Source organism: Kitasatospora sp. RG8, assembly GCF_017813315.1.
Lineage (GTDB): Bacteria > Actinomycetota > Actinomycetes > Streptomycetales > Streptomycetaceae > Kitasatospora.
This window is the reverse complement of sequence record NZ_JAGIYX010000016.1, coordinates 19,096-33,341: the sequence shown is the minus strand read 5'-3', so window position 1 is coordinate 33,341 and position 14,246 is coordinate 19,096. Positions and strand designations below refer to the sequence as shown.

General features: G+C 73.1%; 14 protein-coding genes and 1 tRNA gene. 11 read left to right on the top strand and 4 right to left on the bottom strand.

The window, feature by feature from the left end:
- Window positions 1-72 precede the first annotated feature (72 nt).
- The 4 genes from J5Y04_RS23030 (at window position 73) to J5Y04_RS23015 (ending at window position 4,175) form a co-directional block, all read left to right on the top strand.
- Complete coding sequence (locus J5Y04_RS23030; protein WP_209413994.1) at window positions 73-360, top strand: hypothetical protein; 288 nt, start codon at window positions 73-75, stop codon at window positions 358-360.
- Complete coding sequence (locus tag J5Y04_RS23025) at window positions 357-2,333, top strand: YfjI family protein (RefSeq protein WP_209413993.1); 1,977 nt, start codon at window positions 357-359, stop codon at window positions 2,331-2,333. Before J5Y04_RS23030 ends, J5Y04_RS23025 begins: the two co-directional genes overlap by 4 nt.
- A gap of 256 nt (window positions 2,334-2,589) precedes the next feature.
- On the top strand, window positions 2,590-2,775 hold the full coding sequence (locus J5Y04_RS23020; RefSeq protein ID WP_209413992.1) for an AlpA family transcriptional regulator: 186 nt from the start codon (window positions 2,590-2,592) through the stop codon (window positions 2,773-2,775).
- The gene (locus J5Y04_RS23015; protein WP_209413991.1) at window positions 2,775-4,175 is read left to right on the top strand and encodes a site-specific integrase; all 1,401 of its coding nucleotides are present in this window, start codon (window positions 2,775-2,777) and stop codon (window positions 4,173-4,175) included. Before J5Y04_RS23020 ends, J5Y04_RS23015 begins: the two co-directional genes overlap by 1 nt.
- Window positions 4,176-4,339: 164 nt before the next feature.
- On the opposite strand, the gene J5Y04_RS23010 is transcribed toward J5Y04_RS23015, so the two are convergent.
- Window positions 4,340-4,420 (bottom strand) — tRNA-Tyr (locus tag J5Y04_RS23010).
- A 216-nt stretch (window positions 4,421-4,636) separates the two neighbouring features.
- Between J5Y04_RS23010 and J5Y04_RS23005 the strand changes: the two genes are divergently transcribed.
- Together J5Y04_RS23005 and J5Y04_RS23000 are read left to right on the top strand one after the other, a co-directional pair.
- Complete coding sequence (locus tag J5Y04_RS23005; protein WP_209413990.1) at window positions 4,637-5,125, top strand: YajQ family cyclic di-GMP-binding protein; 489 nt, start codon at window positions 4,637-4,639, stop codon at window positions 5,123-5,125.
- 182 nt (window positions 5,126-5,307) lie between these two features.
- Window positions 5,308-6,168 (top strand): hypothetical protein, encoded by an 861-nt coding sequence (locus J5Y04_RS23000; protein WP_209413989.1) that lies wholly within the window; start codon window positions 5,308-5,310, stop codon window positions 6,166-6,168.
- Window positions 6,169-6,317: 149 nt separating this feature from the next.
- Here J5Y04_RS23000 and J5Y04_RS22995 read toward each other — a convergent pair whose 3' ends face one another.
- Together J5Y04_RS22995 and J5Y04_RS22990 are read right to left on the bottom strand one after the other, a co-directional pair.
- Window positions 6,318-6,809, bottom strand: a complete 492-nt coding sequence (locus J5Y04_RS22995) for a hypothetical protein (protein WP_209413988.1) — start codon at window positions 6,807-6,809, stop codon at window positions 6,318-6,320.
- A gap of 41 nt (window positions 6,810-6,850) precedes the next feature.
- Entirely contained in the window at window positions 6,851-7,645 is a 795-nt protein-coding gene (locus tag J5Y04_RS22990) for a helix-turn-helix domain-containing protein (RefSeq protein ID WP_209413987.1), read from the bottom strand.
- A 113-nt stretch (window positions 7,646-7,758) separates the two neighbouring features.
- Between J5Y04_RS22990 and J5Y04_RS22985 the strand changes: the two genes are divergently transcribed.
- Window positions 7,759-9,069, top strand: a complete 1,311-nt coding sequence (locus tag J5Y04_RS22985) for an MFS transporter (RefSeq protein ID WP_209413986.1) — start codon at window positions 7,759-7,761, stop codon at window positions 9,067-9,069.
- A gap of 583 nt (window positions 9,070-9,652) precedes the next feature.
- Here J5Y04_RS22985 and J5Y04_RS22980 read toward each other — a convergent pair.
- The gene (locus tag J5Y04_RS22980; protein WP_209413985.1) at window positions 9,653-9,898 is read right to left on the bottom strand and encodes a hypothetical protein; all 246 of its coding nucleotides are present in this window, start codon (window positions 9,896-9,898) and stop codon (window positions 9,653-9,655) included.
- A gap of 59 nt (window positions 9,899-9,957) precedes the next feature.
- On the opposite strand from J5Y04_RS22980, the gene J5Y04_RS22975 reads away from it, so the two are divergent.
- The 4 genes from J5Y04_RS22975 (at window position 9,958) to mug (ending at window position 14,210) form a co-directional block, all read left to right on the top strand.
- A complete protein-coding gene (locus J5Y04_RS22975) occupies window positions 9,958-11,319 on the top strand; it encodes a dipeptidase (protein ID WP_374106081.1) in 1,362 nt (453 codons plus the stop codon).
- 73 nt (window positions 11,320-11,392) lie between these two features.
- The gene (locus J5Y04_RS22970; protein ID WP_209413984.1) at window positions 11,393-12,511 is read left to right on the top strand and encodes an aminopeptidase P family protein; all 1,119 of its coding nucleotides are present in this window, start codon (window positions 11,393-11,395) and stop codon (window positions 12,509-12,511) included.
- Between the two features lie 85 nt (window positions 12,512-12,596).
- A complete protein-coding gene (locus J5Y04_RS22965) occupies window positions 12,597-13,628 on the top strand; it encodes a phosphatase PAP2 family protein (protein ID WP_209413983.1) in 1,032 nt (343 codons plus the stop codon).
- 30 nt (window positions 13,629-13,658) lie between these two features.
- Window positions 13,659-14,210, top strand: coding sequence for a G/U mismatch-specific DNA glycosylase (mug, locus tag J5Y04_RS22960; RefSeq protein WP_307853252.1), 552 nt, complete (start codon window positions 13,659-13,661; stop codon window positions 14,208-14,210).
- Window positions 14,211-14,246: the final 36 nt, after the last annotated feature.

Genomic DNA, 14,246 nt, shown 5'->3' with positions numbered 1-14,246 from the left:
TCGACCTTGCCGGGTGACGGGCGGTTGCTGCGGGGCCAATCCGATCCCTCTCAGAGACCAGAGGACTCCAGCATGCCCGGAAACATCACCACGCCGCAGCCCCGCTGCGAGGCCGCCCACCTCGGCGACGCCAGCCCCTGCGAGGGCCCGGATGACGCCGTGATCGTCTTCGACCGCCACGGCGACGCCGCCAAGGCCTGCGTGCACCACGGCACGCGCCTGTACGCCAGCCTCATCGACCCCCGGGTCCACCCCGGCAGCGTCCCCGGCGCCGCCACCGACGTCTACTACCGCGCCCAGACCACCTCCGCGTTCGCCTGGCTCGACCACCACCAACTCCCCAACGAGGACGAGCGGTGACCGAGAACTCCCTCAACGTGATCCCGTTCCGGCCGGAGCCCGCCGAGGTCCTCACCGCCGAGCAGGCCGTCATCGGCGCCGCTCTGCTCGACCCCACCCGCATCCCCGACCTCGCCGAACTCCTCGGCGATCCCGGTGTGTTCTACCGCCCGGCGCACGAGACGATCTGGCGCACCATCACCCGCATGAGCGCGGCCGGGCGTCCCGTCGACCCGCTGCTGCTGACGGATGTCCTGCACGCCCAGGGCGACCTGAACAAGGTCGGCGGGCCCGGCTACCTGCACACGTGCATCGCCGCCACGCCCACCGCCGCGAACGGCGAGTACTACGCCGACCTCGTCCGGGCCGGTGCCGAGCGCCGCCGCATCAACACCGCCACCAGCCGCCTCGCCCACCTCGCCGGCGACCAGCACGCCGACCTCGCCGATGTCCGCACCGCCGCCCTGGCCGCGCTCGCGGACCTCGCCTCCGGGGAGACCTGGCTCGACCCCGTCCCGCTCGGCTCACACGGCGCCCTGCCGACCTTCCCCGTCCACGCCCTCCCGGCCTGGGTGGGCGGGTACGTGGAGGCGGTCGCGGAGTTCACCCAGACCCCGCCCGACATGGCTGCCACCATGGCCCTGGCCGCTCTCTCGACCGCCGCCGGCGGCCGGGTGAACATCGAGATCCGGCCCGGCTGGCGCGAACAGTCCAACCTCTACCTGGTCTGCGCGATGCCCCCGGCCAGCCGCAAGTCCGACGTGTTCGCGTTCATGACCGGACCCGTCTACCGGGTCGAGGACGAGCTCCAGGCCGGCGCCAAGATGGCCATCATCGAGGCCCAGACCGCCAAGGAGACCGCCCTGGCCGAGGTCGAGGCCCTCATGAACAAGGCCCGCAAGAACCCCGACCTCGACCGCACGCACCTGGTCGCCGAGATCACCGCCGCCCGGATGGTCGCCGACGACATCACCGTCCCGCCCACTCCGCGCCTGACGATGTCCGGGGACCTCACCCCCGAGACCGTCACCCACCACCTCGGCGTCCACCGCTGCCTGGCCGCGCTGAGCCCGGAGGGCGACCTGTTCGACAGCATCGCCGGCCGCTACAGCAGCAAGCCCAACCTGGGCGTGTTCCTCCAGGCCCACAAGGGCGAGCGCCTCCAGACCGACCGCATCACCCGCGAACAGCCCACCGTCGACAAGCCCGCCCTCACCATCGGCGTCACCCCCCAGCCCGCCGTCCTCCAGGAACTCGGCGCCGCCCCCGGCGCCCGCGACCGCGGCCTGCTCGCCCGCTTCCTCTACTCCCTCCCGCCCTCCAACCTCGGCTACCGCAAGATCCGCACCACCCCCATCCCCGACACCGTCGCAACCACCTACGACGTCCGCCTGTCCGCTCTGTTGCGCGCCCTGACGTCCCTGGACGAGCCGGTCACCGTGACGATGGCCGAGGCCGCCGATCTCGCCGTCGAGAAGCTCCAGGAGCGGTACGAGGTCCAGCTCCGCCCGGACGAGCCGCTCGCCCACATCAAGGACTGGGCCGGCAAGCTCGTCGGCCACATCGCCCGCATCGCCACCCTGCTCCACCTCGCCGACCGCGTCGCCGGCGACTGGCGCGCTCCCGTCGAGCCGGCCACCGTCGACCGCGCGGCCGAGATCGCCGAGTACTACACCGCCCATACCCTCGCCGTCTTCGACCTCATCGCCGCCGACCCCGCCACCGACGACGCCCACGCCCTCCTCCAGTGGCTCCAGCGCCCGAAGAAGGACGGCACCCACCGCACCCACATCAAGGCCCACGACGCCGTCGCCAGCAGCCGCCGGTTCAAGAAGGTCGCCGACGTCGAGCCTGCCCTGCAGCTGCTCGAACAGCACGGCTGGCTCCGCTCCGACCAACCCCCCGCCAGTGGCCAGCGTGGGCGCCCCCAGGCCGTCACCTACCGCGTTCACCCGGTCGTGAGCACCCCCACCGGCACGGACGCGACCAGGTAACCGTCAGGGATGTCAGGACAAAACCCTGACCAGCCCAAAGCGCCACCGGACGGCCTGTCAGGGAACGTCAGGGCTGCCAGGGATAACCGAGATCTCCTGACAGCCCTGACAATCCCTGACGCCCCAACAGGGGCCATATCGGCAGGTCAGCGAGTTCCCCTGACAGCCCTGACGCTTTCCGCCCTCCGAATCCGCCTGCGAGAGGGCTCGCAACACTCCGCAACCACCATCCGCACCCACAGTAGGAGACTTCGCCATGCCCAAGCGCGAACTGCTCAAGCTCCCCGTCGTGCTCGCCGAACTCGGCATGTCCCGTGCCGCCTTCTACCGGATGCGCGCCCGGGGCAAGGGCCCGCGCCTCATCAAGCTCCCCAACGGACAGGTCCGGGTCGACCGCGCCGACCTGAACGCGTGGCTCGACTCCTGCGAGGTGGCCGCCTGATGCCCACCTCCTACAAGGTCACGTTCTGGGACCACCGCCACCGCCCTGACCGCCGCAAGCCGTGGATGGTCCGGTGGACGGTGAACAGCCGGGAGTTCTCCGAGTCCTACCTCACGAAGACCCAGGCGGACGGCCGGAAGGCCGAACTGCTCATCGCAGCGGCCTCTCACCAACCCTTCGACACCGAGACGGGTCTCCCGCTCGCGGAGCTTCGCAAGCGCCAGGAGGAGCAGAACTCCGTCACCTGGTACCAGCACGGACGGAACTACGTCGAGGCCCGATGGGACGGCGCCCCGGCCAAGACGCGAACGACGTGGGCCGACGCCCTGGCCAGCGTCACGTTCGAGCTGGTCAAGAGCAAGACCGGGATGCCGGACAAGCTGCTCGTGCGGCGCGCGCTGTACGGCTGGGCCTTCAACGTGAACCGGTGGACCGAGGAGCCGCCGGCCGACGTCGCCAAGGCCTTGGTGTGGGTGGCGCGGAACTCCGTGGACGTGTCCGAGCTGGCGGACCCGAAGATGGTCCGCCGCCTGCTCGCCGCCCTCTCGGTGAGGCTGGACGGCACCAAGGCCGCGGCCTCCACCACGCTCCGGAAGCGCCGGATCCTGAACCACGTCCTGGGCCGCGCCGTCGAGGACGGCCTGCTGACCACCAACCCCCTGCCGTCCGTGCAGTGGCAGCCGCCCCGGACCGAGGAGGAGGTCGATCCCGAGTACGTCATGAGCCCCGAGCAGGCCGCCGCGATGCTGGAGGCCATCGGCCGGCAGGGGCGGCGCGGGCCGCGGCTGGTGGCGTTCTTCGGGTGCATGTACTACGCGGGCATGCGCCCAGGCGAGGTGGTGCACCTGCGCAAGGACCGGTGTGTCCTGCCGGCGGAGGGCTGGGGGAGGCTCAACCTCAACGGGAACAGCCCCCGCGTCGGGTCGTCCTGGACCGACAGCGGCGCGTCCCACGATCCCCGCAGCCTGAAGCATCGGCCGGAGAAAGCCACCCGGCCGGTTCCGATCCCGCCCGAGCTGGTGAAGCTGCTGCGGGAGCACATCGAGCTGCACGGCACCGCGCCCGACGGCCGCCTGTTCCGGACCTTCCGGAACGGCATTGTGCAGGAGAGCGGGTACGGCGTCGTCTGGGCCGCCGCGCGGGCCGAGGTGTTCAGCGAGGAGGAGCGGGCCACCCCGCTCGCCAAGCGCCCGTACGACGCCCGGCACGCCGGGATCTCGCTCTGGCTGGCCTCCGGGGTGCCGGTGGCCGAGTGCGCCCGACGCGCGGGGCACAGCATCGCCGTCCTGCTCCGCGTCTACGCCAAGTGCATCCACGGTGACGAGGACCACGCCAACCGGCTGATCACCGAGCGGCTCCAGCGGCGGCCCGCTCCCCAGCCGGCGCCCGACGGCTCCTGATCCTGGTCCGCGACTGGTCCGGAACCGCTGGTCAGGACTGGGATCCGAGCGAAGCGAGGTGAGACAAACCGCGCAAAACGGCCATCCGGCGTGACCGGTGTTCGAGCACAACAAAACAGGCCCTGATCTGCGTTTCCGCAGATCAGGGCCTGTTTTCTATCCAGTGGCTGGTGCAGGGTTCGAACCTGCGTAGCTTGCGCGACAGATTTACAGTCTGCTCCCTTTGGCCGCTCGGGCAACCAGCCAGGATTGGTGTCTCCCGGGTGCTTGACCCGTTCGACTCCGTAAACGATACCTGATTCCGGGGGGTGGTTCGCCACTCGATTGGTCACGTGATGATCAAGGGTTGTGGCGTGGCTGTCGGGGGCGGGGGCGGGGTGGGGCTGGATAGGCTGGGACGGCGGACGCCCCGTGGGGCGGACCGAGCCAGTGAAGCCAGAGCATCAAGGAGACCAACACCCATGGCCGACTCCAGTTTCGACATCGTCTCGAAGGTCGAGTGGCAGGAGGTCGACAACGCGATCAACCAGACCTCCCGTGAGATCGCCACCCGCTTCGACTTCAAGAACGTCGGCGCCGAGATCAGCCGCTCCGGCGAGACGATCGAGATGAAGGCCAACGGCGAGGAGCGCGTGAAGGCCGTGCTGGACGTGCTGCAGAGCAAGTTCATCAAGCGCGGTCTGTCGCTGAAGGCCCTGGACGCCAAGGACCCGCAGCTGTCCGGCAAGGAGTACAAGATCTTCGCGGACGTGAAGGAGGGCATCTCCCAGGACGATGCCAAGAAGGTCGCGAAGATCATCCGTGACGAGGGCCCCAAGGGCGTGAAGGCCCAGGTGCAGGGCGACGAGCTGCGGGTCAGCTCGAAGAGCCGTGACGACCTGCAGACCGTTCAGGCCCTGCTCAAGGGCAAGGACCTCGACTTCGCGCTCCAGTTCGTGAACTACCGCTAGTCACGCGGCCCGGCCTGCGCGGGCGCAGGCCGGGCCCGCGATGGCATGACGGGGCACATCGGGGGTGCGGCGCCGGAGTCCTCGGCCGCCGCCCCCGATGTGCCCCTTCCCCGATGTGCCGCCCCGATGTGCCGCCCCCGATGTGCCCCCGGCCGCCGGGCGGTCCGTGACAGGCTGGGGCGGTGTCCTCACCCTCCACCCCCGACGGCCGGCACACCCCGGCCGAACTGACGCCGCTTGAGGGCGGCGAGGTCTTCCGCGGCGCCGACGCCGGGACGGTGCTGGAGTTCTGGCGCTACGCGATGCCCGACCTGCGGACCAACACCACCCGCGGCCTGCTCGCCGAGTTCCTGGTCCACCGGGCTGTGGGCGCCGTGGAGCGCAACGCGGAGTGGGAGAGCTTCGACGTCCTGACGCCGGACGGGCTCAGGATCGAGGTCAAGACCAGCGCCCACCTCCAGGCCTGGGGACAGGCCCGGCTGTCGGACATCCGTTTCTCCCGGCTGCGCGGGCGCACCTGGTCCCCCGAGGACGGTGGCGCCGAGGAGCAGTCCTACAACGCCGACGTCTACGTCTTCGCCCTCCACACCGCGCGGACACACGCCGACTACGACCCGCTCGACGTCGGCCAGTGGCGCTTCTACGTCACCTCCCGCACCCCCGTGGAGGCCACCGGGCGGGCCAGTCTGGGCATGACCGCCGTTCAGGGGCTCTGCGGCGAGCCCGTCGGCTACGAGGGCCTCGCGGACCGGATCGCGGCCTGCGCCCCCGGGGCGTCCTCGGCCGGCGGCACGGCGTGGACGGGCTTCCGACCGGACGCCATCCTGATCTCCCCGACCGGGTACGCCCATCGCCCCGGCGCCTGCGGCCACGTCGCCGAGCAGGACGTCGCCGCTCCGCGGTGGGGCTGGATCCCCCGCCCTCCGTCGGACCTGTGGACGCTGATCGACGGCGCCCGGCCCGTACAGGCCACCGAGGGGAACACCGGCCGCGCCGCCGTCCGCCGCTGCTCCGCCTGCGCGTCCTTCACCGGCCAGGCCTGAGGCTCCGTCGGCAGACGCCGTCCGCCGCCCCGTCGGCCCGGCCGCCGCGGCTACGCCGAACGGGCCGGGCGGCGGGCGACACCCGGACAGCACGCGGACAACACCCGGACAGCACCCGGGCGACACGCCGGGTGCGACCCGGAACGGGCTCAGCCGGGCGTCACCCAGCGGACGGTGCTGGAGTGGGCGGGCAGGCCGACGGACTCGAACTCGTCGGCGCAGCCGCCCTGCACGCGCGCGCCGATCCGGCGCAGGGCGCGGGATATCGGGCTGCCCTCGGGCGGGAAGGGCTCGAACTCGCCACTGGTGAGCGGGCCGAGGTCGAGCCGGCCGTCGGACCAGACGGCGGCGCGCTGGGTGCCGGCGCCGCCGAAGTAGTCGGCCTCGACGCAGGCGATCGGGCCGGCCTTGGACCAGGCGGCTACCCGGAGCCCGAGCCCGTCCGGGAACCACGTGAAGCCGGCATTTCCGCCCGAAGCCCCCACCCCGCCGCGGAGTTGGAGCGCGGACAGGAAGGCGGGGGTAGCCGGGATCAGGGCCAGCCCCTGGGCCAGCGGGCTGAGGTGGGCGGCCGGGACCTCGGCCACGGCCACCGCGAGCAGCTCCGCCGGACCGATCAGCGCCTGAAGTTCGTATGGCATTCAGTCATCCTGAACCACGGCACTGACACTGCGCCCGGCATTTATGATTCCGTGCCTGTAGGGGAATCGGCCCGGGAGGAATGCTCCGGCTGGAGGCCGTAGAGCAGGGTGAGGACGGTCACGTCCACCGCGTCCTTCGCCTCGCTCCGCCCCTCTGCCATCAACTCGTCGAAGATTTCTCCGAGCTGGCTACGGAGGCGGACCAGCCGGGCCGGGCTGAGCCGGAGCGAGAAGTCGGCGAACATGCTGGGCGGGCCGGCCGATCCGTCCTTGGGGGCACTGAAGTCGACCCGGCCCGCCTGCGCCTGGGCCTGGAAGTCGCCGCGGACCCGGTCCACCCCGGCGAGCACCGCGCCGTACGCCTCGGAGCGGTCCGGGGAGTCCGCGGAGAAGATCTCCGAGGAGAGCCGGAGCGACTCCTGCGCGGCGGCGTAGCGGCTCTCGACGATGCCGGAGACGAGCCGGGTGCCGGCGACCCGGATCAGTCCGACGGTCTCCAGCTGCTTGATGTGACGGTAGAGCTTGGTCTGCGGCTCGCCGAGGGCGGACGCGATCTCCTTGGCGGTGAGCGAACCGCCGTCGGCCCCCATCAGGGCGCCCAGGATGCCCAGGCGCAGCGGGTCGGCCAACGCCTTGAGGGTGGCGGCGTCGCCCACCCGGCGCTCCCTGGCACGGTCGGCCGCGCGACCCTCCCCCTGATCGCGTGCCTGATCGCCCACCTGGTCACCCGCGTACCCGCCCGGACGCCCACCCGCGCGCTCGCCCTCGTACCCACCCGCACGCTCGCCGGTGTGCTCGCCGGCCCCGCCGGCCTGCTGTTCAACGTTCTCGGCCACGGCCCCACCCTGGCAGACCGCCGCCCGTCCTCGCAATCACCCTTGCGTGACCAATCTCCCTTCGGTAATCATTTACGAGAACGTGAATGGTTGCGCGAGCGCAAGGGGTGGACATGGACGCAACGACAGCAGGGACCGCACCGGCGACGACAACGGGGCCGGCAAGGGAGACGGCAACGGGGACGACGGACGAGGAAGCGGGCCGGGCGCCCGCCCTCGTCCCGCTGTACCGCAACTGGCGGTTCCAGGCGCTCTGGGCCGGCCAGGCCTCCGCCACCCTCGGCCTGCAGGTCGCCGACACCGCGTACCCGCTGCTGCTGCTCGCACTCACCGGCTCGTCCACGCTCGCCGGGGCGTTCGGGGCGCTGCAGATCTGCGCCACCGTGCTGTTCGGCCTGCACGGCGGGTCGGTCGCCGACCGGCACGACCGCCGCCGGGTACTGATCACCGCGGACTCCGTCCGCCTGCTCGCCGCCGGGAGCGTCCCGCTGGCGATGGCCCTGGACCGGCTCACCGTCGTGCACACCCTGCTGGTCGCCGTCGCCATCGGCGCCACCATCGCTTACAGCGGGCCGGTCCGACTGCTGGCGGTGCGGTCGGTGGTCCCGCCCGAGCAGCTGCGGCAGGCGCTCGCCCAGGACGAGGCGCGGATGAGCGGCGCCGGGCTCATCGGGCCGCCACTGGCGGGGTACCTGTTCGGGGCCGGCCGGGCGGTGCCCTTTCTCGGCACCGTGGTGGCGACGCTGCTCTCGCTCTCCGCCGCCCTGGCGGTGCGCTTCCCGAGCCCGCCGAAGGCCGCGGAGCAGCAGCCGCGGAGCAGGGGCGGCGCCCTGGCCGGCTTCCGCCACCTGGCCGCCGACCCGGTGCTGCGCCCCGCCCTCGCCGTCATCTTCGTGACCAACCTGGCCGGCGCCGCGATGCTGCTGCCGGTGATCGTCCAGCTGCGCGGCCACGGCGCCTCCAGCGGCGGGATCGGCCTGGCCCTGGCGGGCGAGGCGGCGGGGGCGCTGGCGGGGGCGTTCCTCGTCGGCCGGCTGCACCGGCTGGCCGGACCGGGCGTGCTGCTGCTGGCGGTGGCCTGGACCTGCGTCCCGGTGACGCTGGCACCGCTGCTGCCGGGCGGGGCCGCCACCGTCTTCGCCGCGCTGTTCCTGGTGGGGCTGGGGACGCCGACGCTGCGGGTGATGATCGACCTCCTGGTGTTCCGCCGGGTCTCGGACGAGCTCCGCGGGCGGGTGGTCGCCGCGACCATGACGCTGCTCACCGTCGGCATGCCGGCCGGAATGCTCGGCAGCGGACTGCTCCTCGACCACTTCTCCCCCACCGCCGCGCTGACCACGGTCGCCGGGTTGCTCGCCGCCTGCCTGCTGCCCGCGACGGCCGGCCGTACGCTGCGCCGCGCGACCTGGCCGGCCGAGAGTTGACCCGCCCGGGTGCAACCGCCCGGGGCCGCCCGCCCCCGGGACCCCGCCCGGGACCCCGCCCGGGGCCACCCCCGCCGACGGCCGCGAACCCCGGAACCGGTCCCGGGCAACCCCGAACAACCCGGCCCCGAACAAACCGGTCCCGGGCAACCCGGCACCGCACTGCCCAGCACCGCACTGCCCAGCACCGCGCAGCCTGGCTCCCGCACAACCCGGCCCCCGCTCACGCGGGAGCCAAACCTCCGACACGCGCCCCTGACACCCGCTCACCCGTGCGGGTGCACGCCGCATGCGACGCCACGGGCAACCGGGTGAACTGGCCGTGTACAGCCCGCCCCGGGATCTCCCGGGGCGGGCGCGCGGGGCCGCACCCGAGGAGGACTCATGAGTTCTGCGGATCTGCCCGCGTCCGGCCGGGGCAGTCCGGGCGGCTCCGGATCGGCCGGCACGACGGCCGGCACGACGGCCAGGGCGGGGGCCGGCACGACGGCCGGGGCGGGGGCCGGGGCGGGGCCGCCCGGCACTCGACCAACGAGGCCGACCGGAAGGCCGCCCAGCTCTCCGACGCGCTGCGGGCGGCCGGCTACCCGGTGCCCGGCCAGAGCCAGATCGTCCACATCCTGGGCGAGGACGGCGGCGCCGTCTGCGAGAACCCCTCCCACGCGCTGACCCAGGCGCAGTGGAAGTACGGCATGTCCAACGGCGTCGGCGGCCCCGGCCGGCGGCCGGTGCTCTCCGACCGCGAGGTGGTGTTCGCCGAGGCGGTCGTGCTCTCCGTCCACTGCCCGGAGAAGCTCGCCGACCTCAAGGAGAGGCTCGACGACCTCAAGCTCGGCAACACCGTCCGCAACCGACCCAGCGCCGCCCTTCCGACCAGGAGCCGCCCCCATGACCGACATGACCGACGAAATCGCCCGCCGGATCGCCGGCCTGATGCCCCGGGCCAAGGCCGACCTGGCCGAACTGGTCGCCATCCCGTCCGTTGCCGACCCCCGCCAGTACCCGCCGGAGAAGTGCCGCGAGGCCGCCGAGTGGGTCGCCGCCGCCTTCGCCGAGGCCGGCCTGCGCGACGTCCACCTGGAGGAGACCCCGGACGGCAGCCACGCCGTGATCGGCCACCGCCCGCCCCCGCCCGGCGCGCCGACCGTCCTGCTCTACTGCCACTACGACGTCCAGCCGCCCCTCGACGACTCCGCCTGGACGTCCCCGCCGTTCGAGCTCACCGAACGCGACGGCCGCTGGTACGGGCGCGGCACCGCCGACTGCAAGGGCAACATCGTCATGCACCTCACCGCGCTGCGGGCGCTCGGTGACGACGTCCCGGTCGGCATCAAGTTCGTCGCCGAGGGCTCGGAGGAGCAGGGCACCGGCGGCCTGGAGGAGTACGTGTCCCCACACGCCGGCGAACTCCACGCCGACGCCCTGCTGATCTGCGACACCGGCAACGCGGCCGTCGGCGTGCCCACCGCCACCACCTCGCTGCGCGGCCTCGCCAACCTCGTCGTCACCGTGTCCACGCTGCACGGCGACATGCACTCCGGCATGTTCGGCGGCCCGGCCCCGGACGCGCTGGCGGCCCTGATCCGCGCCCTCGACTCACTGCGCGACACCGACGGCGGCACCCGGATCGACGGGCTCGACTGCGAGGGCGCCTGGAGCGGCGTCGGCTACGACGAGCAGCAGTTCCGCACCGACGCGGGCGTGCTCGACGGCGTCCGGCTCACCGGCTCCGGCACCGTCGCCGACCGGCTCTGGGCCCGCCCCGCCGTCACCGTGCTCGGCATCGACTGCCCGCCGGTGGTCGGCTCGGCCGCCGCCATCCCCGCCACCGCCCGCGCCCGGGTGAGCCTGCGGGTGCCACCGGGCACCGACCCGCACGCCGCGCAGAACGCGCTCGCCGCGCACCTGGAGGCGGCCGTGCCGTGGGGCGCGCGGGTCGGCGTCGAACCGGAGAGCGTCGGCTCCCCGTTCCGGGCCGCCACCGGCGGGCCGGCGTACACCGCGCTCGACAGGGCCATGCAGGAGGTCTACGGCAGGCCGATGTCCTTCCTCGGACAGGGCGGCTCGATCCCGCTCTGCAACGTCCTCGCCCGGACCTTCCCCGAGGCGGAGATCATCCTGATGGGCGTCGAGGAGCCGCGCTGCCTCATCCACGCCCCCAACGAGAGCGTCGACCCGGGCGAGATCGAGCACATGGCCAACGTCGAGGCGCTCTTCCTCCGGCACTACGCCAACCGAACAGGGACGTGATAGGGCGTCAGGACCGGGTGCACCCACATCCATCCGGCCGAGCGCCGTCGACACAGGAAGGCGGGAGATCCCCGTGCCACGACCGTTCACCACCGACGACTACACCGCCCGGCTCGCCCGGGCCACCGCCGACGCCTCCACCGCCGGGCTCACCGGCCTGGTCGTCGCCCCCGGCCCCGACCTGGTCTACCTCTGCGGCTACCAGCCCACCGCGATCACCGAGCGGCTGACCGCCCTCGTCCTCTCCGCCGGCCGCGCACCCGCCCTGGTCGTCCCCAGGCTGGAGCGTCCGGACGCCGAGAAGGCGGCCGGCGCCCCCGCCCTGGACCTGGTCGACTGGACCGACGGCGAGGACCCGTACGCCGTCACCGCCCCGCTGCTCGACCCCGCGGGCCGGTACGGCATCTCCGACAACGCCTGGGCGATGCACCTGCTGGGCCTCCAGGCCGCCCTGCCCGGCACCGGCTGGACCTCGCTCACCGAGGCGCTGCCGATGCTGCGGGCGGTCAAGGGCACCGACGAGCTGGAGCGCCTGGCCGCGGCCGGCGGCGCGGCCGACGCCGCCTACCGGGGCATCCTGGAGGTCGGCTTCGCCGGCCGACGGGAGACCGACGTGGCGGCCGACCTCAGCGCACTGCTCATCCAGTACGGGCACAGCCAGGTCGACTTCACCGTGGTCGGCTCCGGCCCCAACGGCGCCAACCCGCACCACGAGGCCGGCGACCGGGTCATCCGGCCCGGCGACACCGTGGTGCTCGACTTCGGCGGCCTCAAGGACGGCTACGGCTCGGACACCACCCGCACCGTGCACGTCGGCGCGGACGTCCCGGACGAGGTGCAGAAGGTGCACGACATCGTCCGGCGGGCGCAGCAGACCGCGTTCGAGGCCGTCCGGCCCGGGGTGACCTGCCAGGAGATCGACCGGATCGCCCGCCGCGTGATCACCGACGCCGGCTACGGCGAGTACTTCATCCACCGCACCGGCCACGGCATCGGCATCACCACGCACGAGCCGCCGTACCTGGTCGAGGGCGAGGAGCAGCCGCTCGTCCCCGGCATGTGCTTCTCGATCGAGCCCGGCGTCTACCTGCCCGGCCGGTTCGGGGTGCGGATCGAGGACATCGTGACGGTGACCGAGCAGGGCGGGCGGCGGTTCAACAACACGCCGCACGAACTCGGCATCGTCTCCTGACGCCCGCCGTCCCTGAGTCTTTTCTGAACGGTCGGACGGCGCGCATAAAGAGTCCTCCAAGAATGCCTTGCTAGCTTCGACCGGCATGACCAAACTGCTCCGCCCGGCGCCGACCCCGCCCCCGAGCGCCGGGCGGCTGCGCCCGGTGTCCCGGCCACTGACCGGTTCGCGCGCCAGCGTGCCGGCCCGGCTCAGGCTGCTGGCGTGGCCGCTCTACCTCCTCGCGCTGGTCTGGTACGTGCGGGTCAACGGACTGCCGTACTCCAACGACGTGGTGTTCTGCTGGCTGATCGGCGCGCTGCTGGCCGCCGCCGTGCACAGCGGCCACGGGCGGCGCGGCTTCCTGCTGGTGCTGCGCGACTGGGTCCCGGTGATGGCCGCCGTCTGGGCGTACTCGCTACTGCGGGGCTACGGCGCGCACACCCCGTGGGCCCCGCACTGGCGGCCGCAGCTGCGCGCCGACGAGCTGCTCGGCCTCGGTGAGACCTGGACGGTCCGCCTCCAGTACGGGCTCTACACCCCCGGCTCGCCGCACTGGTACGACTACGCGGCGGTCACCGTCTACATGTCGCACTTCTTCATGGTCTTCGTGGTGCTGGCCGTGCTCTGGCGGCGCCGCCACGACCGGTTCCGGCAGCTGCTCACCTGCTACCTCGTGCTGACCTTCGCCGGCTTCGCGACGTACCTCCTCTTCCCCGCCGACCCGCCGTGGCTCACCTCCCAGGAGGGCCACATGCCGGCGCTCACCCGGGTGGTGTCGGACGTCCTCAACGAGAGCGGGCTCCAGCGGGCCGGGTCGATCTTCGAGAACGGCAGCCGGTTCGCCAACGACGTCGCCGCGATGCCCTCGCTGCACTCCGCCTACCCGGCGATGCTGCTCTTCTTCTTCTGGCCGACGTCCACCCGGTGGCTGCGGGCCCTGCTCGTCGCGTACCCGCTCGCGATGGCGTTCACCCTGGTGTACGGCGCGGAGCACTTCATCGTCGACATCTTCGCGGGCTGGGCGTACGCGGCCGCCGTGGTCTTCGGTGCGCGGTGGCTGCGGGAGCGGCGGCAGGCGCGGCTGAGGGCAGGCCTGCGGGCGCAGCCGCGGGCCGGACTGCGGGGGCGTCCGTAGCGCCGGCGGGCGGTGGGCCAGACTGGGGCGGTGCCCACTCCGCTGAAGCCCACCGCCGAACAGCTGCTCGCCGCCCGCGACACCACCATCCCCGATGTCGCCGCCCCCGGGCTGCGGGTGCTCTTCTGCGGGATCAACCCGGGGCTCTGGTCCGGCGCCACCGGCCACCACTTCGCCCGGCCCGGGAACCGCTTCTGGCCGGCCCTGCACCGCTCCGGCTTCACCCCGCGGCTGCTCCGCCCGGACGAGCAGGAGGAGTTGCTCGGCCTGGGCCTCGGCATCACCAACGTCGCCCCGCGCGCCACGGCCAAGGCGGACGAACTCACCGCCGACGAACTGCGCGAGGGCGGCGCCGCGCTCACCGGGCGGGTCCTGCGGCTGCGCCCGCGCGTCCTGGCCGTGCTGGGCATCGGCGCGTACCGGACGGCCTTCGGGCGGCGGACGGCGGCCGTGGGGCGGCAGGAGGAGGGCATCGGGGAGACCGAGGTCTGGGTGCTGCCCAACCCGAGCGGTCTCAACGCGCACTACACGCTGGACGGGCTGGCGGAGGAGTTCGGGCGGCTGCGGGCGGCGGTGGAGTAGCCTCCCGCCGGCCGGCCGGCCGCCGCGCGTCCGGGC